This is a genomic window from Frigoribacterium sp. AC512 (genome assembly GCF_979258295.1).
In genome coordinates this window covers 2084810-2103581 of the sequence record NZ_OZ409850.1, presented here as the reverse complement: position 1 = coordinate 2103581, position 18772 = coordinate 2084810, and the positions used below count along the sequence as shown (strand labels likewise).

Genomic DNA, 18772 nt, shown 5'->3' with positions numbered 1-18772 from the left:
CGAGACGGCCGCCAGGAACTCCGCCTGCCCCGCCGTCACCCGGTCGACGACCGCGTGGACGTGCTCGACCCCGATCTGGAGCGACGACGGATCACGCCAGACGACGGGAGCACGAGCAGGGAGACGGAGCGGCGAGGGGCGGGGCACCTGACGAGACTGGACCACGTCCTGCGGCCCCGCCGGGTTGTCCACAGGAGCTCGGGCGCTCCCGTGGTCCTCAGGGGGCGGGGGAGGAGCCGGGCTCGTCGGCCGAGCCGTCCTCCGCCTCACGGGGACGGTCGTCGCTGGTGTCGTTCAGGAGGTCCTCGATCGCCTGGTCGACGTCGTCGAAGGCCGGTTCGCTCGACGTGAGCCGGGCGATCAGCGCCTGCGGGTCGTCGACGTCCGCGCTGGTGGGCACGATGTCGGGGTGCGACCAGAGAGCGTCGCGCTGCTCGGCGCCCACCGCCTCCGAGACGGCCGACCACATGGCCGCGGCCTCGCGCAGCCGGCGCGGCCGCAGCTCGAGTCCGACGAGCGTGGAGAACGCGGACTCGGCCGGCCCGCCTGCGGCTCGGCGGCGACGAACGGTCTCGGCGATCGCGGCGGAGCGGGGGAGGCGCGCGGTGGCCTGGGCGGTGACCACGTCGACCCAGCCCTCGATCAGGGCGAGGGTCGTCTCGAGCCTGCCGAGCGCGGCGAGCTGCTCGTCGGTCTTCGGGGGGATCAGCGCGCCGCTCGCCAGCGCGTCGCGCAGCTCGCCCGGGTCGGAGGGGTCGAAGTCGACCGCCAGCTCCTCGAGCCGGGCGGTGTCGATGCGGATCCCCTGGGCGAACTCGCGGATGGACGAGATGAGGTGGAGGCGGAGCCACCGAGCGTGCCGGAACAGCCGGGCGTGGGCCAGTTCCCGCACCGCGAGGTAGAGCTGCACCTGGTCGGTCTCGATGTCGAGGCCCTCGCCGAAGGCGGCGACGTTCTGCGGCACGAGCGCGGCCTGCTGGTCGTCGAGGAGGGGGATGCCGACGTCGCCGCCCGAGACGACCTCGGTCGAGAGCTGGCCCACGACCTGGCCGAGCTGCATCGCGAACAACGTGCCGCCGACGCTGCGCATCACCTGGCTGGCACCGGCGAGGAGCTGCTGCATCTCTTCGGGGGCCTGCTCGCGGAGGACGTTCGTGAGGGAATCGGCGATGGACTCGGCGACCGGCTCGGCGAGCTGGGTCCACACCGGCATGGAGAGCCGTGCCCACTCGGCGCGCGTGAGCAGGCGAGGCGCCACAGTGAGCTCGGAGACGAAGGTGACGTCGTCGAGCCAGAGGGCCGCGACGTGGAACGCCTGCTCGAGGGCCCGCCCGTCGGCCGGGCTGGTCGCGACGGCGGACTGCGTGCCCACGGAGGCGGCCTGGTCGGTCGCGACCGACCAGTCGATGCCGTCGCCGCTGCGGGCCACGGCGGACTGCAGCTGGCTCATCAGCTGGGCCACGAAGGCCGGGTCGTTCGGCAGCCCCGCGGCACCCGCGAGCTGCGACGGATCGATCTCGGAGTCGCCGGACAGGAACTGGCGGAGCATGTCGCGGAACTCGTCCTCAGGCTCGCGCTGCGGATCATCGGTCATGGTGGCTACGCTAGCTCGTGGCCCCAGGAACAGCCTGGATCCCGGCCGATGCCCCAGGGTCCTTCGCTGCGCCCGTGGCGAACAGCGAGAGGAACACCCGTGGCCTTGTTCACGCCCCCGACCCGAGCCGCCACGGCCGGTCGCCGCTCCGCACGCCTCGGCTGGTCCCTGCTCGGCGTCGCCCTGGTCTCCGGCCTCGCGCTCACCTTCATCCCGTCGCCGTACCTGATCGAGCAGCCCGGCCCCGTCTTCGACACCCTGGGCACCGCCGAGTACGAGGGCGAGGACGCCCCCCTGATCACCGTCGACGGTGCGGAGACCTACCCCACGGCGGGTTCCCTCGACCTCCTCACCGTGAGCGTCCAGGGCAACGAGTCCGTCCGCCCGAGCTGGATCGAGGTCGTCGGCTCCTGGTTCTCCCCGAGCCGGGCCGTCGTGCCGGTCGAGGCGATCTATCCCTCCGGCGTCTCGAACGAACAGGTCGACGAGCAGAACGCCGTCGACATGCAGAACTCCCAGAAGTCCGCCGTCGCCGCCGCCCTGGTGCACGAGGGGTACCGGGTCCCCAGCACGGTCTCGGTGAGCCAGGTCTCGCCCGGTGGTCCGTCGGAGGGCGTGCTCGAGGAGGGCGACGTGCTCGTGAGCGTCAACGGCGAGGACCTGACGACGAACGGCGACGTCGACGCCCTGCGCTCGATCGTGGCCGACAACGGGGCGACGTCCCCCGCGGAGGTGGTGGTCGAGCGGTCGGGCCAGCGCGAGACCGAGCAGATCACCCCCCAGGAGGTGCAGGGCACCTCCTTGCTGGGGGTCGGCGTCAGCGTCGACTACACGTTCCCCTTCGACGTCACCCTGCGCCTCGACAAGGTGGGCGGCCCCAGCGCCGGCATGATGTTCGCCCTCGGCATCATCGACAAGACGACGCCCGGCGAGCTCAACGGCGGCGAGCGGGTCGCGGGCACGGGCACGATCACCGCGTCCGGCACGGTCGGCCCGATCGGCGGCATCCGCCAGAAGCTCTACGGCGCGCGCGACGCCGGCGCGACCGTGTTCCTCGCGCCGAGCTCGAACTGCGACGAGGTCGTGGGCCACGTGCCCGACGGGCTCGACGTCTACTCGGTCGCCACCCTCGACGACGCCGTCACGGCGCTCGAGACCGTGGCCGACGGAGGCGACACCGGGGCGCTGCCCACCTGCTCGGCGCAGTAGGCGCGAGGAGGCGCGTCCAGGTCCTTCATGGACGCGTCGAGGACGATGGGCGGGCTCGCAGCCTGTTCAGGAGCGGCCCCCGTAGGATGGCCGTCCACGTCCCCTGATCCAGGAGCAACCACTTGACGTCACCCGCATCGTCGCGACCCGTACGACGCTCGCCCCGATTGCCCGTCCTGGTGACGGTGGCGGTCCTCGCCGCCCTGGTCATCGCGTTCTTCATCTTCTCGTCGCTGCTGACGGACTACCTCTGGTACGACCAGCTGGGCTTCGCCAACGTGCTGACGACCCAGTGGCTGGCCGGGGCAGCGATGTTCTTCGTCGGCTTCGTGGCCATGGCCGTGCCGGTGTGGGTGAGCATCGAGGTCGCGTTCCGGTTCCGGCCGGTCTACGCCAAGCTCAACTCCCAGCTCGACCGCTACCAGCAGGTCATCGAGCCGCTGCGCCGCGTCGTCGTCATCGGCGTCCCCGTGGTCCTCGGCCTCTTCGCCGGCATCGCCACGTCCACCAACTGGCAGACGACCCTGCAGTGGCTCAACCGGACGCCCTTCGGCCAGACCGACCCGCAGTTCGGCCTCGACGTGGGCTTCTACGTGTTCGAGCTGCCCTTCTACCAGGGCGTCGTCGGCTTCGCCTCGGCGGTCGTGCTGATCAGCGGCATCGCCGCCCTCGCCACGAGCTACCTGTACGGCGCGCTCCGCTTCTCGGGCCGCGACGTCCGCATCTCGCGGGTCGCGCGGATCCAGCTGGCCGTGACGGCCGCCGTCTACTTGCTGCTCCAGGGCGTCAGCCTGTGGCTCGACCAGTACGCCACGCTCTCCGACGGCACCAACAAGCTCATCACGGGTGCCACCTACACGGACGTCGCGGCAGGCATCCCCGGCAAGCAGATCCTCGCGCTCGCCGCGGCGGTCGTCGCCGTGCTGTTCATCGTGACCGCCGTCATCGGCCGCTGGCGCCTGTCGGTCATCGGCACCGCCGCGTTGATCATCATCAGCATCATCGTCGGCGGCATCTACCCGTGGATCGTCCAGCGATTCCAGGTCGAGCCCAGCGAGCGCACCGTCGAGTCGACCTACATCGACCGGAACATCCAGGCCACCCGGGACGCGTACGGCGTCTCCGACGTCGAGGAGCAGCCGTACGACGCCGTCTCCGACGCCGAGGCGGGCGCCCTGGCGGGCGACGCGGTCACGACCGCGAACATCCGCATCATCGACCCGGCCCTCGTGACCGACGCCTTCGCCCAGCTGCAGCAGTACCGCCAGTACTACAGCTTCCCCGAGCAGCTCTCCGTCGACCGGTACACGATCGACGGAGCGACGCAGGACACGGTGATCGCCGTGCGCGAGCTCAACACCGACCAGCTCGGCAGCTCGGCCACGCCCTACAACACGACGTTCGTCTACACCCACGGCTACGGCGTCGTCGCGGCCTACGGCAACCAGCGCTCGGCCGACGGCCAGCCCGTGTTCCTCGAGTCGGGCATCCCCGTCAACGGTGCGCTCGGCGCCGCGGACGAGTACGAGCCGCGGATCTACTTCGGCCAGGAGTCGCCCGCCTACTCGATCGTCGGCGGCGACGGAGGCGACGACATCGAGCTCGACTACCCCTCGGGCAGCAACGACAACGGCACGAACCAGACGACGACCTTCAGCGGCGACGGCGGGCCCAAGCTCGACAGCGCCTTCAAGAAGCTCATCTACGCCATCAAGTTCCAGTCCGAGCAGGTCTTCCTGTCCGACGCCGTCAACGACGGCTCGCAGATCCTCTACGACCGTGACCCGGCGCAGCGGGTGCAGAAGGTGGCTCCGTACCTGACCATCGACAGCGCGCCCTACCCGGCTGTGGTCGACGGCAAGGTCAAGTGGATCGTCGACGCCTACACGACGACGCGCGAGTACCCGTACTCGAAGCCGCAGGCCCTGTCCGACGCGATCGCCGACACCTACACCGAGCGTCCCGTCTACGCGTCGAACGAGATCAACTACATCCGCAACTCGGTCAAGGCGACGGTCGACGCCTACGACGGGTCGGTCGACCTCTTCGCCTGGGACACCGAGGACCCGATCCTCAAGACCTGGGAGAAGATCTTCCCGTCGACGGTCAGTCCGCTCAGCGACATGAGCGTCGAGCTCATGCAGCACGTCCGCTACCCGCAGGACATGTTCAAGGTGCAGCGCGCCATCCTCGGCACGTACCACGTCACCGACGCCGACTCGTTCTACTCGAGCGACGACGCGTGGGTCACGCCCAACGAGCCGACGAGCAACGCGGCCAGCCCGCCGCTGCAGCCGCCGTACTACCTGACGCTCCAGCTGCCCGACCAGGATCCGGCCTTCTCCATCTACTCGACGTACATCCCGCAGCAGTCGGGCGAGAACGCGAGGAACGTGCTCACCGGGTACCTGGCGGCCAACGCGGACGCCGGTTCGACGCCGGGCGAGATCTCGGAGAACTACGGGAAGCTCTCGCTGCTGACCCTGCCGAAGACCGACACGGTGCCCGGCCCCGGACAGGTGCAGAACAACTTCAACACCGACACGGCGGTCGCGAACCAGCTGGCGCTCCTCACCCGAGGCGACACGAGCGTCGTGCGGGGCAACCTGCTCACGCTCCCCGTCGGCGGCGGCCTGCTCTACGTGCAGCCGATCTACGTGAAGTCGAACTCCGAGACGTCGTACCCGGTGCTGCAGAAGGTGCTGGTCTCGTTCGGCGAGAAGATCGCCTTCGAGGACACCCTGAACGGCGCGCTCGACTCGCTGTTCGGCGGCAACTCCGGGGCGGTGGCCGGAGACGACGCCGTGCCCGAGACGGACGACGGCACGTCGACCGACACCGGCGGCGACACGGGCACCGACTCGGGCACGACCGATCCGGGGACGGCGACGCCGGCTCCGGACGCGGGCACCGACACCGGCAACTCGGCGCTGAACGCGGCCCTGGCCGACGCTCAGTCCGCGCTGGACGACCGTGCGGCGGCGTACGCGTCGAACGACCTGGTGGCGGCGGCGGAGGCCGACCAGCGCCTCCAGACCGCCCTCGAGGACGCGGTGGCCGCCAGCGGCCAGTGACGTCCTGACCTGACGGCGACGGCCGCCTCTCGACTCGTCGGGGGCGGCCGTCGCCGTCTCTGCAGGCGCTCGGAGAGCGACCAGGCTCGCCTCACCGCACCTCTCGCGGCCTCGATTTGTGGAGCGTCAGATGCCGTGATAAGTTTCTTCTCGTGCCGCGGGGTGGAGCAGTTCGGTAGCTCGCTGGGCTCATAACCCAGAGGTCGTAGGTTCAAATCCTGCCCCCGCAACCAACGCCGCACCACGACAGAAGCCCTGGTCACTCGATCGGGGCTTCTGTCGTTCCCGGCTCCTGTCGTTCCCCGCGTCCGGCTCTCTCGTGCTCGGCGCCCTGTGTGCCAGCATGTCCCTGTGCCAGGCATAGCCGTCGTCGTCGCGCCCGACTCCTTCAAGGGGACCGCGGGTGCCTCCGCCGTGGCCGCCTCCGTCGCCGGGGGATGGCGCTCCGTGCGGCCGGGCGACCACGTGACCGAGCTGCCCCTGGCCGACGGCGGGGAGGGCACCCTCGACGCCCTCGAGTCCGCGCTCCCCGCCTGCACACGTCACGAGGTCGTCGTGCCCGGCCCCGACGGACGGGCCGTCACGGCGTCCTGGCTGATGCTCCCCGACGGGACGGCCGTGGCGGAGCTCGCGTCGTCGAGCGGCCTCGGGCTGATGTCGGCACCTGCGCCGTACGACGCCCACACGCGCGGCCTCGGCCGGGTGCTCGCCGACGCGCTCGACGCAGGTGCACAGCGCCTCGTCGTCGGGCTGGGCGGCAGCGCGTCGACCGACGGGGGAGCCGGGCTCCTCACGGAGCTCGGCGCGCGCCTCCTCGACTCCCTGGGCGAGCCCGTCGTCGACGGGTCGCACGGGCTGGCCTCGACCGTGCGGGTCGACCTGTCCGGTCTCCGGCCCGTGCCCGCGGGCGGGGTCGAGATCTGGTCCGACGTGACGGCGCCGTTGCTGGGGCCGCGCGGCGCTGCCGCCGTCTTCGGTCCGCAGAAGGGCGCCGGTCCCGACGACGTCCTCGCCCTCGAGCGCGCCCTCGAGGGCTTCGCCGTGCTGGTCGACGCCGACCCGTCGACGCCGGGCGCCGGGGCCGCGGGCGGGACGGGCTTCGGGCTCCTCGTCTGGGGCGCCGCCGTCGTCTCCGGCGCCGAGGCCGTCGCCGAGGCCGTGGGGCTCGACCGCCTGGTCGCCGAGGCCGACCTCGTCGTCACCGGGGAGGGGCGGTTCGACGACCAGACGGCGGGCGGCAAGCTCGTCTCGTGGGTCGCCTCCTCGGCTCGTGCCCTCGACGTGCCGGTCGCCCTCGTGGCCGGCCAGGTGGCAGCGGACCCGGCCGGGTTCGTGGACGTCGTCGACACGTCCGTCCTGGCCGGGGGCGCGGCCGCCTCGCGGGCCGAGCCGCAGCGGTGGCTCACCCAGGCCGGTGCCCTGCTGGCCGCGCGCGCCACCGCACGCAGCTTCGCGGGCGACGCGGCGGGCGAGACCGCGTGAGTCGAGGAGGCGACCCGCTCGTCCCTCAGACGCGCAGGGCCGCCAGCTGACGAGCCGCCTGCTCGAGCACCTCCGTGCGCTTGCAGAACGCGAACCGGATGCGCGACGCGTGCTCGACCGCCGCCTCCTCGTGGCAGAAGGCGCTCACCGGGACGCCGACGACGCCGGCCAGCTCGGGCAGTCGCCGACAGAGGTCGGCGGCGTCCGAGAAGCCGAGCGGGGCGGCGTCGGCGACGACGAAGTAGCCGCCGCGGGACGGCGCGACGGAGAACCCGGCGGCGACGAGCCCGTCGGCCAGCACGTCCCTCCTTCGCTGCAGGCCGGCGGCGAGCCCCGCGAACCACTCGTCCGGCAGGCCCAGCCCGACGGCGATCGCGGGCTGGAAGACCGAGCCGTTCACGAACGTGAGGTACTGCTTCACCGTCATCACCTTCGACACGAGGTGCTCGGGGCCGGTGAGCCAGCCGATCTTCCAGCCCGTCGTGCTGAAGGTCTTGCCCCCGCTGGAGATGCTCAGGGTGCGCTCCGCGGCGCCGGGCAGGGTCGAGAGCGGCACGTGTGCGGCACCGTCGAAGAGCAGGTGCTCGTACACCTCGTCCGTGACGAGGACGGCGTCGTGGCGGCGCGCCAGGTCCACCACGAGCTGCCTCGTCGACGCGTCGAGCACCGTGCCGGTCGGGTTGTGCGGGTCGTTCACGATCACGAGGGCCGTGCGGTCGGAGAACGCCGCGCGCAGCTCGGCGTGGTCCACCGCGAACTCGGCGCCGCGCATCGGGACGGTGCGGTGCACGCCCCCCGCGAGGCCGATCACGGCTCCGTAGGCGTCGTAGAACGGCTCGAGGGTGACGACCTCGTCACCGTCGTCGACGAGGGCGAGGACCGTCGCGGCCAGGGCCTCGGTGGCACCGGCCGTCACGAGCACCTCGCGTCCCGGGTCGAGCTCGATGCCGTAGAAACGCCGCTGGTGCTGGGCGACGGCCTCGAGCAGCTCGGGCCTGCCGCGACCCGGCGGGTACTGGTTCAGGCCGGCGTCGAGGGCGGCGTGGGCGGCGTCGAGCACGACCCGGGGCCCGTCCTCGTCAGGGAACCCCTGGCCGAGGTTGATCGCACCGGTACGGGCTGCCAGCGCGGACATCTCGGCGAACACGGTGGGCGCGGCGCGGCCGGCACCGTCGAGCAGCATCGCGCCGCGCGCGGCGCGTTCCCAGGGGGCAGGTGCAGTCATGGTGCTGTCACGGTACCTGCACGACCGGTCGCCTCCGCAGGGGCAGGCCGGCCCTCACCGGCGGACGCATAAGCTGACCGCAGCCCGCTCCCAGGCGGGTCTTATGCGCTGCACAGCTTGCCCGACCAGGCTGACAGGGCTTGGAAGGAGCACACCCTCATGAACGAGACCCCCCGAGGCGCGGACGACCACGTCGGTCCCCACCACGACCACGACGCCGACGCGACGAACGAGGCGCCGACGACCGGGGGCCCCGCCGAGGAGGCGCGGGCCGACCGAGCGGACGCCGCAGGCCGTCCCGAGACGGCCGCCGCCGCTCCGCGCGGGCAGGAGCCGCCGGTGACGTTCGGCGCACCGCCCCTGCCGGGCAGCACGCCGGGCTCCCTCGCCGACGAGGCGGCCGTGCGCGCCGGCTCGGCCGACGGGCGCCCTGCCGTGCCTCAGCAGCCTGCTCCCTACCCGCAGCCGGCCCCGTACCAGCAGCCCGCAGCCCACCAGCAGCCTGGTTCCTACCAGCAGCCTGCGTCGTACCAGCAGCCTGGTTCCTACCAGCAGCCTGCGTCGTACCAGCAGCCTGGTTCCTACCAGCAGCCTGCGTCGTACCAGCAGCCTGGTTCCTACCAGCAGCCTGCGTCGTACCAGCAGCCTGGTCCCCACCAGCAGCCCTCGTCGTACCAGCAGGGGTCGCAGTACGCGCAGGCGTCGTCGCCGCAGACGGACGCCTTCGGGCGGCCCGCAGCGGGCGGAGCACCGCAGGGTGCCGCCTCCTGGGCGCCTCCCACCTCGACGACGACGAAGCGCCGCGGCGGCAAGGGCGTCCTCGCGGCCGCCCTCGCCGTCGGCCTGATCGCGGGCGGCGCGCTCGGCGGCGTCGTGGGAGGAGTGGTCGCCGACGGAGGCGGCGGCACGACGGCCTCGAGCGGCCCGTCGCGTGAGCTCACGGTGAACGACTACGACGACGCCACGGCCATCACGGCCGTCGCCGCCAAGGCCACGCCGTCCGTCGTCACCATCAACGTCGCGAGCGGGTCGTCGGGCGGCACGGGGTCGGGCGTCATCGTCTCCGACGACGGCTACATCGTCACCAACACGCACGTCGTCACCCTCGACGGGGCGAGCGCCTCCGGCACGGTGACCGTCACCCTCAGCGACGGCAACATCCTGCCCGCCGAGGTCGTCGGCCTCGACCCCACGGTCGACCTCGCCGTCCTCAAGGTCGACGCCACGGGCCTCAAGCCCATCACCTTCGCCGACTCGTCCGCGCTCAACGTGGGCGACACCGCCGTGGCCATCGGGGCGCCGCTGGGGCTCTCGAACACCGTGACCGACGGCATCGTGTCGACCCTGAACCGCAGCATCACCGTCCAGTCCTCGGCCGCGCCGAGCGACGGCAGCGACCAGGGCGACCAGGGCGACAACAACGGCCAGGGCCCGTTCTCGTTCAACAACGGCGACGGGGGCACCCAGAACCAGGCGAGCAGCGTCATCTCGCTGCCTGTGATCCAGACGGACGCGTCGATCAACCCCGGCAACTCGGGCGGCGCGCTGCTCGACGCCAAGGGCGACCTGATCGGCCTGAACGTCGCCATCGCCAGCTCCGGCTCGTCCTCGGGCAGCATCGGCGTGGGCTTCTCCATCCCCTCCGCCCTCGTGCAGCGGGTCTCGAAGGAGATCATCGCGAACGGCAGCGCCACCCACGGGCTCCTCGGCGCGAGCGTCGACGACGCGGCCACGGCGCAGGGCGCCGACCGCGTCGGAGCGCTCATCGTCGAGATCAGCCAGGGAGGCGCGGCCCAGGAGGCCGGCCTGCGTGCCGGCGACGTGGTCACCGAGTTCAACGGCATCGCGGTCACCAGCCGCACCGACCTGACCGCCCAGGTCCGGTTCCTCGCCGGGGGCGCCACGGCCGAGCTGACGTACGTGCGGGACGGCGCGGAGGCGACCGCCCAGGTGACCCTGGACACGCTCACGAGCTGACCTCGGGGACGACACGGCTCCTCCTCAGGGCGGACCGGGGCAGCTGCGGCCCCGGTCCGCCCTGTGGCCTTGGTAGGCTCGGCGGGATCTCCGCGGGGCTCCGGTCTCGTCCGCCAGCGCGTCAGCGCCGCATCCCGAGGCCCCTCCATGACCTTCCCCGACAGCCCGGCGCCCGGCGTGTCCTACGTCATGCCCGTGCTCAACGAGGAGCGAGAGATCCGTGCCGCGGTCGAGAGCCTCGTCGACCAGGACTACGAGGGGCCGTTCGAGGTCCTCCTGGCCCTCGGGCCGAGCGTCGACGGCACCAACGAGGTCGTCGCGGCCATGTCGGCAGCCGACCCCCGCATCCGCACCCTGCCCAACCCGGTCGGCTCGACGCCGGCGGGCCTGAACGTGGCCATCCGCGCCAGCGTCCACCCGATCACGGTGCGGGTCGACGCGCACTCGGTGCTCCCGCGGGAGTACACACGGCTGGCCGTCGACGCACTGCGCCGCAGCGGCGCCGACAACGTGGGCGGCATCATGCTGGCCGAGGGGCGCACGCCCTTCGAGAAGGCCGTGGCCCGCGCGTACGGCAGCCGGGTCGGGCTCGGCGGCACCCCCCACCACGTCGGAGGTGCGGAGGGGCCGACCGAGACCGCCTACCTCGGCGTGTTCCTGCGCCACCGCCTCCTCGAGGTGGGCCTGTTCGACGAGGGCGTCAAGCGCGGCCAGGACTGGGAGCTCAACCGCCGGCTCCGCGCCTCCGGGGGCACCGTCTGGTTCACGCCCGACCTCGTGGTGACGTACCGTCCGCGACCCAGCCTCCGCAAGCTCGCCCGGCAGTTCGTCGCCACGGGGCTGTGGCGCGGCGAGCTCGCGCGGCGGTTCCCCAAGGCCAACACGCTCCGCTACCTCGTGCCGCCCGCGATGGTGGTGGGCGTCGCCCTGGGCGTGCTGGCCGGGCTGGTGGGCCTCGTCGGCGCGCTGACGGGGACGGCGGCGGCCTGGGCCCTGCTCGGGCTCGTCGTGCCGGGTCTCTACGTCGCGTTCGTGGTGCTGGCCGCCGTCCTCGTGCCCCGGGGCGACGGTCTCCGCACGCGCCTGTGGTTTCTCGTAGTCTTGCCTTCCATCCACTTCGGCTGGGGGCTCGGCTTCGTGGCCGGGTTCCTCGACCTGACGGGGAACATCACCGCGCACACGGGAAGATAGCCTCACGCCATGACCGCGCTGCCCACGCGTCCCACGTCCATCGCCGAGCTGCGACGGGTGGCCCAGCCGCCCGAGGTCCGCAGCCGCGCCAACGCCGAGCACTGGACGGCCTCGCTCTACCTGCGCGACGTCTCGCCCTACCTCACGTGGTGGCTGCTCAAGACGAGCGTCACCGCGAACGGCGTCACCGGGCTCATGATCCTCACGGGCTGGGCCACCGCCGCGGCGCTGCTCGTGCCCGGCATCGGCGGCGCGATGCTGGCCCTCGTCCTCGGCCAGCTGCAGATGCTGGTCGACTGCTCTGACGGCGAGGTCGCCCGGTGGCGGGGGACGAGCTCGCCGGCCGGGGTGTTCCTCGACAAGGTGGGGCACTACTCGACCGAGGCCCTCATCCCCGTGGCGCTCGGGGTCCGGGCGGCCGGCTGGCCGTTCGACGTGCCCGCGGACTGGCTCTGGACGACGCTGGGAACGGCGCTGGCGCTCGTCATCGTCCTCAACAAGGCCCTCAACGACATGGTGCACGTGGCCCGGGCCAACGCCGGCCTGACCCGCCTCGAGGACAAGCGCGGCGGCGCGACCGTCCCCAGCGGACGGCTCCTGTCGCGACTCCGTTCCGCCGCCCGCTTCGTCCCGTTCCACCGCCTCTACCACTCCGTCGAGCTGACCATGCTCGCCTTCGTCGCCGCCCTCGTGGGGCTGGTCGTCGGCGAGCCCCTCGCGGACCGCGTGCTCGTGTCGCTGCTGCTGCCGTTGTCCGTGGTCGCCCTGGTGGGCCACTTCGTGGCAATCATGGCGTCGAAGAGGGTCCGCTCCTGAGCGGCGAGGCGGCTCGGTCGACACCTCGTGTCGGGGTCGTCAGCCTGACGCAGGGTCGTCGGCCCGACGACCTGCGTCGTGGCCTGGAGAGCGTCCTCGCCCAGGTCGGAGTCGAGGTCGACGTCGTGTGCGTCGGCAACGGCGGGGGGCCCGGCCCCGTGCCCGAGGGCGTGTCCGTCCTGACCCTCCCCGAGAACGTCGGCATCCCCGCTGGTCGGAACCGCGGCGCCGAGCGCGTGTCGGGCGACTGGGTCTTCTTCCTCGACGACGACGCCAGCATCCCGTCGCCGACGTTCCTGGCCGACGCCGTCGCCCTGATGCAGCGCGAAGGCGACGTGGGGCTCGTGCAGCCCCGCGTCGTCGACGCGTCCGGAGCGACGTCGCCGCGCCGGTGGATCCCACGGCTGCGCAAGGGCGACCCCGCCGAGGCGAGCGACGTCTTCTCGGTCTGGGAGGGCGCCACGGTGATGCCACGAGCGGTCTTCGACGCCTGTGGGGGGTGGGGAGAGCCCTACTTCTACGCCCACGAGGGGATCGAGCTCGCCTGGCGAGTGTGGGCCCAGGGGCTCCGGGTGCGGTACGAGGGCGGTCTCGTGGCGCACCACCCCGCGATCGACCCCGCGCGCCACGCCGAGTACCACCGGCTCAACGCCCGGAACCGGGTGTGGCTCGCCAAGCGGAACCTGCCGTGGCCGCTCGTCCCCGTGTACGTCGGCAGCTGGACGGCGGTGCAGGTGCTGCGCTGGGCCTCGACGCCGGCCCGCCTCAGGGCCTGGTTCGGCGGCTGGGCCGAGGGCTGGCGCACGTCGCCGGGTGGCCGTCGGTCCATCGGTTGGGTAACGGTCCTGCGCATGTCCAGGTCCGGTCGACCCCCGGTGATCTAGCCTGGGACACCCCGGTGCGCGACGGTCGTCGGGCACATCAGCACCACAGGAGGACCCTCCGTGCCCTTGAAACGGGATCTCTCGCTCGCCAGCGGACTGGCCTCGCGCGCCTGGAAGTCACGGCGTCAGCGTCGGCGCCTGGAGAAGCTCGGCGACGACGGACGCCGGCCGGAGCCCGGGACGGTGCGCGTCGCGGTGTACTTCGCGGACACCTCCGTGAACATGTACCAGATCCGCCAGTGGTACGCGCCGTTGGCCCATCTCGCCGAGACCGTCCCCGTCGCGATCGTCGCGCGCTCGCCGGGGGCCATGCTCGCCCTGCTCGAGGAGTCGCCCGTCCCCGTCGTCTACGCACGCCAGGTCGTCGACCTGGAGGAGTTCGTCGACTCGCACCCCCTCGCCATGACCCTGTACGTCAACCAGAACGCCAAGAACTTCCAGATGATGCGCTACGGGCGCATGTGGCACGTCTTCGTCAACCACGGCGAGAGCGACAAGATGTACATGACCACGAACCAGTTCAAGGCGTACGACTACGCCTTCATCGCGGGCGACGCCGCCCGGGCGAGGCTCGAGGTCGCCCTCTGGGACTACGACCTCGACCGTCGTGCCGTGCCCATCGGCCGACCCCAGGCCGACCACGCTGCGGGGACGCCCCCGTTCGAGCCCGACGACCGCATCGTCGTGCTCTACGCCCCGACCTGGGAGGGCGACCGTCCGGCGGCCACCTACGGGTCCATCGCGACGCACGGCGTCCGTCTGGCCGAGGCGCTGCTGGCGTCGGGACGCCACCGGCTCGTCTACCGTCCGCACCCTCGCAGCGGGGTGGTCGACCGTGACTACCGTCGCGCCCACGAAGCCGTGGTGTCGGCGATCGAGGCCGCGAACGCGGCGACGCCCGGAGCCGGTCACGTCTACGACACCAGCCCCCAGCTCGGCTGGCAGCTCACGACGGCGGACGTCGCCATCACCGACGTCTCGGCGATGATCTACGACCGCCTCGCGACGGGCCGGCCCCTCCTCGTGACGAGGCCGGCGTCCGCCGAGGCGGACGTCGACGAACGGGGCTACCTCGGAGCCGCCGAGTGGCTCGGGGCCGCAGAGGCCGGCGACGTCGTCGACGTGGTCGACCGCGTCCGTGACGACCCGGAGGCACGTCGACGCCTCGAGCACTGGGTCCACCGGTACTTCGGCGACACGACTCCCGGGGCCGCCACGCGGCGGTTCGAGGAGGCGGTGCTGCAGCTCGTCGAGCGGAGGGACGACTTCGCCCGGCGCGCCGGTGCGTCGGACACCGGTGTGTCGGACGCCGGCGCGCCCGGCACCGACTCGTCGGGCGGCACGACCGCCTCCTAGGCTCGGCGTTCTCGAGCGGAGAGGCATGCAGCGCTCGTGTCTGTGGGATCCAGGCGTCTGGGATCTGGCATCTCATCGCTGAGGGGCGTATCCATGAGGCATGCCCGATCCGTCGTCTCCCGCTGCCCTGCTCTTCGGTGAACGTGTCCGCGGCGAGCGTCAGCGCCTCGGGCTCAGCCAGGACGAGGTCGCCCACCTCGCGGGGATGAACGTGTCGAACTACGGCAAGATCGAGCGCGGTGTCGGCAACCCCGTCCTGCACACGATCGTGCGACTCGCCGCGGTGCTCGGCGTCGACCCGGCCGTGCTGGTCGGCGGCATGTCGGGTGATCACCTGCCGCCCGTGCTCGAGGCCTTCTCGGCTGCCGACTACGTGGCGGAGCGTCGCGCCCGCGCCGTCAGAAGCTGAACCGCCAGAGGTACTCGTCCCGGGACGGCCGGAACCACCGCACGACGGCGATCGAGCTCGCCACGAGCTCGGGGCCGATGACGCTCAGGGCCAGGGACTGCCCGGGAGCCAGGGTGCCGGTGCTCACGGGCACCAGGAGGCCCGAGCCGAGCAGGGTGACCCTCAGGGACGACACGGTCTCGCTGCCGTCGTTGACGAGGCGCAGGATCCGCGGCCCGCGTGAGCGGTCGAGACGGAAGGGGACGCTGTAGGCGGGGGAGCTGTCACGGTCATGCCGTGACGGTAGGCCGGACCCCCGACCCTTCCCGCTCCGCCCTGTGGATCGAGCCCTGTCGGGGGAGGAACGACTTCCCGCAGCACGGCGACTCCGAGGCGGTCCGTCGGGTCGGCAGGTCCGTCAGGCCCCGAGCTCGACCGGGAAGGAGGCGGGAGCCGGTCCGAACGCGTCCCTCGCGCTCCCGACGACCTTGCGTCCCAGCAGGTGGTTGCCGGTGCCGCCGACGACCGCGCCGATGCCGAACGGAACGGCCCTGCCGAGGACCGTGGCGGTCTGCGACGCGGCGAAGCGCCGGACGAAGTGCTTGCGGACGGTGTCGGTCAGTCCGCTGAGGGCGGTCTTGGGGAGCTTCTGCGTGACCAGCTCGCCCCAGAACGCGCTGCGGGCGGGGGCCGTGCCGAGAGCCTCCCCGGCGAACTGCCGGACGAGGGTCGCGCCGGGAGCGCCCATCATCATCGTCATGACGAGTGCCCGGGCGCGTTCCGGGTCGGTGACGGCGATGCCGTGCACCTCGGTGACGGACTGCGCGAACAGGGCGCTCGCCTCGAGGAACCCCGCGGTCTCCACCCCGGAGAGGGCGAGGGAGATGCCCCAGCCGACGCCGGGGATGACCGCGCTCGCCCCGACGGCCGCCCCGCCGGACGTGACGGCCGTCAGGTACTCGCGCTCGAGGATGCGGATGAGCTTGGCCGGGTCGGCCTTGCGGTGGCGGCGCCGCAGGGCTGCGACGTGCTTGACGACGACGGGCCGCTGGACGGCGAGGAGGCGGTCGAGACGACGCAGCCACGCCGAGTCGACGACCTGGCCGCCCTGCGACGCGGCCCGGTACGGCTCGGGAGACCCGGTGTCGGGATCGATGCGGACGAGATCGTCCTCGGCGGGACGGGGCGAGACGTGGCGATCGGGCATCACCGGATGCTACGCCGCGGGCCGGGGAGGATGATCGGAGGCGTACCGGGCGAGGGCCTCGTCGAGCGGGCCGTCGAAGACCAGCTCGCCCTTGTCGAGGTAGAGGCCCCGGCCGCAGAAGCGCTTCAGGTCGCGCTCGTTGTGCGACACGAGGAACAGCGTGCGGCCGTCGGCCAGCATCTGCTCGATCCGCCCGTAGCACTTCTCGCGGAAGGCCTTGTCACCCACCGCGAGGACCTCGTCGACGAGGATGACGGGCTCCTCGAGCCGGGAGATGACGGCGAACGCGATCCGGACCTTCATGCCGCTCGAGAGGTGCTTGTACGGGGTGTCGACGAAGGCGGCGATCTCGGCGAAGTCGATGATCTCGTCGAAGCGCTCGTCGATCTCGTCCCGGCGCATGCCGTGGAGGCCCGCTGTCAGGTACACGTTCTCGCGCACCGTGAGGTCGGCGACGAAGCCGCCGGTGATCTCGATGAGGGGGGCGACTCCTCCCGAGACCGAGACGGACCCCGTGTCGGGGAGGATGACCTCGGCCACGAGCTTGAGCAGCGTCGACTTGCCCTGCCCGTTGCGGCCCACCACCCCGATCGCCTCGCCCGCGCGGACGTCGAACGAGACGTCGCGCAGGGCCCAGAACTCGCCGGGGCGCGACCGCCGGCTCGAGTCGGAGAAGAGGTCCTTGAAGGAGCGGCGCCCGCGGCGGTTGCGACGGAACCGGATGCCGACGCCCTCGACGCGGATGACGGGCTGGTCGCCGGTGGGGGGAGCCATCAGATCTCCTTCAGCACGGCGCGTTCGCTGGCCCGGAACACCGCGAGGCCGACAGCGAGGAGGAGGAGGCACATGCCGCCTCCGACGAGGACCTCGAGCAGGTCGAGCTGCTCGGGGAAGAACGCGGACCGGTAGAGGCCGAAGATCCCGCTCAGCGGGTTGAAGGCCGCGAGGAGGTGCAGGCTCTCGGGCAGGTCGCGGGTGCCGTAGATGATCGGCGACGCGTAGAAGAGGAACCGGAGGGCGAGCTTGGTCGCGCGCTCGAGGTCACGGAAGAACACGACCAGGGGGGCGACGATCAGCCCCACGCCCGCGACGAGCACGGTCTGCATGACCATCGCGAGGGGCAGGAAGACCACCTGCCAGTGCAGCTCGGCGCGGCCGAGCACCGCGAACAGGGCGAGCACCGGCAGGCTCAGGGCGAACTCGATGCCCTTCGAGCCGACCAGGCGGAAGACCCAGATCGTCCGGGGGATCTTCGTCGACCGCACCAGCTTCGCCTCGCGGATGAACGCCCGGGTGCTGTCGGAGACCGCTCCGTTGAACCACATCCACGGGAGGAGCCCGCTCAGCAGGAACACGATGTACGGGTCTTCGCCGACCGACCTCTGGAAGACCACCTGGAAGACGAAGAAGTAGATGCCCGCCATCACCAGCGGATCGAGGATCGACCAGACGTAGCCGAGCGCGGACGTCGAGTACCGGACCTTGAGGTCACGGCTGGTCAGCAGCCACAGCGTCTGGCGGTACCGGGCGGCCCCGGTGCGCCGGGGACGATCGGCCAGGGCTGTGCTCACGGGTGTCCTCGATCTCGGGGGACATCCCGGCCGACGGGGCGGACCCCGGTCACACGAAGAGGTTCGCGCGCTCCAGGTCCTCGGCGAAGTCGACCTCGACGGCGTAGAGGTCGGAGATGTCCACGGGCTCAAAGAGTAGCCCGTTCTGCTCGATCGCCAGTTCGATGCCGCGCTCGAAGTAGTCCTGCGCGTCGACCTTGGCGAGCTGGCGCATGAGGACGGCCTTGTCGGCCTTGGCGACGAAGTTGATGCCGACCGCCTCGCCCAGGCCGCCCACGACCTGCTTCGACAGCTGTGCGATGTAGCCCTCGGCGGTGGTCGTGTACTTGACCTCTTCGTCGGACACCTTGGAGGTGTTGACGGCGACGAACGACTGCTCGTCGCGGACCTGGCGTGCGGCACGGCGCAGCGCCTCGGGGTCGAACACGACGTCGCCGTTCATCCACAGGACGCCGCCCGACGTGCTGGCCCGCAGCGCGCGCAGCAGGCTCTTCGAGGTGTTCGTCTGGTCGTACTGCTCGTTGTAGACGAAGGAGGCGGTGGGGAACGCCTCGACGATGTGCTCGAACTTGTAGCCGACGACGACGGTGATGCGGGCGTCGGGCCCGAACGCCGACCGGATGTTGTCGAACTGCTGCTGCATGATGGTGCGGCCGTCGCTCAGCTCGGTGAGCGCCTTGGGCAGCGAGCGACCGAGGCGGCTGCCGAGGCCGGCGGCCAGGATCACGATCTGGGGGGCGGTGCTGTCTGTCTTGCTCACGTCTGTCTCCTCGTGGGGCTGGCCGTCTGCCTGTCGTT

Annotated in this window: 16 protein-coding genes and 1 tRNA gene; 10 read left to right on the top strand and 7 right to left on the bottom strand. The window is 71.9% G+C overall.

The annotated features are described in order from the left end of the window. Nucleotides 1–217: 217 nt before the first annotated feature. Nucleotides 218–1594, bottom strand: coding sequence for a zinc-dependent metalloprotease (locus ACZZ97_RS09560; RefSeq protein WP_314102040.1), 1377 nt, complete (start codon nt 1592–1594; stop codon nt 218–220). A 99-nt stretch (nt 1595–1693) separates the two neighbouring features. On the opposite strand from ACZZ97_RS09560, the gene ACZZ97_RS09555 reads away from it, so the two are divergent. The 4 genes from ACZZ97_RS09555 (at nt 1694) to ACZZ97_RS09540 (ending at nt 7359) form a co-directional block, all read left to right on the top strand. Continuing rightward, complete coding sequence (locus tag ACZZ97_RS09555; RefSeq protein WP_314102041.1) at nt 1694–2803, top strand: YlbL family protein; 1110 nt, start codon at nt 1694–1696, stop codon at nt 2801–2803. Nucleotides 2804–2970: 167 nt separating this feature from the next. After that, nucleotides 2971–5877, top strand: coding sequence for a UPF0182 family membrane protein (locus ACZZ97_RS09550; RefSeq protein WP_399540138.1), 2907 nt, complete (start codon nt 2971–2973; stop codon nt 5875–5877). 156 nt (nt 5878–6033) lie between these two features. Further along, nucleotides 6034–6110: transfer RNA gene (locus tag ACZZ97_RS09545), tRNA-Met, on the top strand. 127 nt (nt 6111–6237) lie between these two features. Continuing rightward, nucleotides 6238–7359, top strand: coding sequence for a glycerate kinase (locus tag ACZZ97_RS09540; protein WP_463473787.1), 1122 nt, complete (start codon nt 6238–6240; stop codon nt 7357–7359). Nucleotides 7360–7384: 25 nt separating this feature from the next. Here ACZZ97_RS09540 and ACZZ97_RS09535 read toward each other — a convergent pair whose 3' ends face one another. After that, nucleotides 7385–8584, bottom strand: coding sequence for an aminotransferase class I/II-fold pyridoxal phosphate-dependent enzyme (locus tag ACZZ97_RS09535; RefSeq protein WP_463472991.1), 1200 nt, complete (start codon nt 8582–8584; stop codon nt 7385–7387). Nucleotides 8585–8743: 159 nt separating this feature from the next. Here ACZZ97_RS09535 and ACZZ97_RS09530 point away from each other — a divergent pair, with 159 nt between their 5' ends. The 6 genes from ACZZ97_RS09530 to ACZZ97_RS09505 all read left to right on the top strand — a co-directional run bounded on the left by ACZZ97_RS09530 (nt 8744) and on the right by ACZZ97_RS09505 (nt 15217). Continuing rightward, complete coding sequence (locus tag ACZZ97_RS09530) at nt 8744–10561, top strand: S1C family serine protease (RefSeq protein ID WP_463472990.1); 1818 nt, start codon at nt 8744–8746, stop codon at nt 10559–10561. Nucleotides 10562–10708: 147 nt separating this feature from the next. Next, nucleotides 10709–11752 (top strand): glycosyltransferase family 2 protein, encoded by a 1044-nt coding sequence (locus ACZZ97_RS09525; RefSeq protein WP_463472989.1) that lies wholly within the window; start codon nt 10709–10711, stop codon nt 11750–11752. A 9-nt stretch (nt 11753–11761) separates the two neighbouring features. Next, nucleotides 11762–12568: a CDP-alcohol phosphatidyltransferase family protein gene (locus ACZZ97_RS09520; protein WP_314102740.1), complete on the top strand. Its 807-nt coding sequence runs from the start codon at nt 11762–11764 to the stop codon at nt 12566–12568. Next, on the top strand, nt 12565–13452 hold the full coding sequence (locus ACZZ97_RS09515; protein ID WP_314102751.1) for a glycosyltransferase family 2 protein: 888 nt from the start codon (nt 12565–12567) through the stop codon (nt 13450–13452). Before ACZZ97_RS09520 ends, ACZZ97_RS09515 begins: the two co-directional genes overlap by 4 nt. A 60-nt stretch (nt 13453–13512) precedes the next feature. Continuing rightward, the gene (locus ACZZ97_RS09510; protein WP_463472988.1) at nt 13513–14808 is read left to right on the top strand and encodes a CDP-glycerol glycerophosphotransferase family protein; all 1296 of its coding nucleotides are present in this window, start codon (nt 13513–13515) and stop codon (nt 14806–14808) included. A 100-nt stretch (nt 14809–14908) separates the two neighbouring features. After that, nucleotides 14909–15217, top strand: a complete 309-nt coding sequence (locus ACZZ97_RS09505) for a helix-turn-helix domain-containing protein (RefSeq protein ID WP_123548159.1) — start codon at nt 14909–14911, stop codon at nt 15215–15217. On the opposite strand, the gene ACZZ97_RS09500 is transcribed toward ACZZ97_RS09505, so the two are convergent. The 5 genes from ACZZ97_RS09500 to ACZZ97_RS09480 form a co-directional block, all read right to left on the bottom strand. Beyond that, nucleotides 15207–15392, bottom strand: coding sequence for an F-box protein (locus ACZZ97_RS09500; RefSeq protein ID WP_463472987.1), 186 nt, complete (start codon nt 15390–15392; stop codon nt 15207–15209). The two genes, ACZZ97_RS09505 and ACZZ97_RS09500, sit on opposite strands and share 11 nt — an antisense overlap. Nucleotides 15393–15614: 222 nt before the next feature. Beyond that, nucleotides 15615–16403 (bottom strand): hypothetical protein, encoded by a 789-nt coding sequence (locus ACZZ97_RS09495; protein WP_463472986.1) that lies wholly within the window; start codon nt 16401–16403, stop codon nt 15615–15617. 9 nt (nt 16404–16412) lie between these two features. Further along, nucleotides 16413–17177: an ABC transporter ATP-binding protein gene (locus tag ACZZ97_RS09490; RefSeq protein WP_314102746.1), complete on the bottom strand. Its 765-nt coding sequence runs from the start codon at nt 17175–17177 to the stop codon at nt 16413–16415. After that, nucleotides 17177–17974, bottom strand: a complete 798-nt coding sequence (locus ACZZ97_RS09485; protein WP_123548162.1) for an ABC transporter permease — start codon at nt 17972–17974, stop codon at nt 17177–17179. The genes ACZZ97_RS09490 and ACZZ97_RS09485 overlap by 1 nt, the downstream gene beginning before the upstream one ends. Nucleotides 17975–18023: 49 nt before the next feature. Further along, nucleotides 18024–18734 (bottom strand): phosphocholine cytidylyltransferase family protein, encoded by a 711-nt coding sequence (locus tag ACZZ97_RS09480; protein WP_314102750.1) that lies wholly within the window; start codon nt 18732–18734, stop codon nt 18024–18026. Between the last annotated feature and the right edge of the window lie 38 nt (nt 18735–18772).

Bases quoted from the DNA above. Each gene is read 5' to 3' on its own strand.
- ACZZ97_RS09520 (WP_314102740.1), top strand. From the start codon at position 11,762: ATGACCGCGCTGCCCACGCGTCCCACGTCCATCGCCGAGCTGCGACGG.
- ACZZ97_RS09530 (WP_463472990.1), top strand. From the start codon at position 8,744: ATGAACGAGACCCCCCGAGGCGCGGACGACCACGTCGGTCCCCACCAC.
- ACZZ97_RS09525 (WP_463472989.1), top strand. From the start codon at position 10,709: ATGACCTTCCCCGACAGCCCGGCGCCCGGCGTGTCCTACGTCATGCCC.
- ACZZ97_RS09490 (WP_314102746.1), bottom strand. From the start codon at position 17,177: ATGGCTCCCCCCACCGGCGACCAGCCCGTCATCCGCGTCGAGGGCGTC.
- ACZZ97_RS09505 (WP_123548159.1), top strand. From the start codon at position 14,909: ATGCCCGATCCGTCGTCTCCCGCTGCCCTGCTCTTCGGTGAACGTGTC.
- ACZZ97_RS09495 (WP_463472986.1), bottom strand. From the start codon at position 16,403: ATGCCCGATCGCCACGTCTCGCCCCGTCCCGCCGAGGACGATCTCGTC.
- ACZZ97_RS09560 (WP_314102040.1), bottom strand. From the start codon at position 1,594: ATGACCGATGATCCGCAGCGCGAGCCTGAGGACGAGTTCCGCGACATG.
- ACZZ97_RS09535 (WP_463472991.1), bottom strand. From the start codon at position 8,584: ATGACTGCACCTGCCCCCTGGGAACGCGCCGCGCGCGGCGCGATGCTG.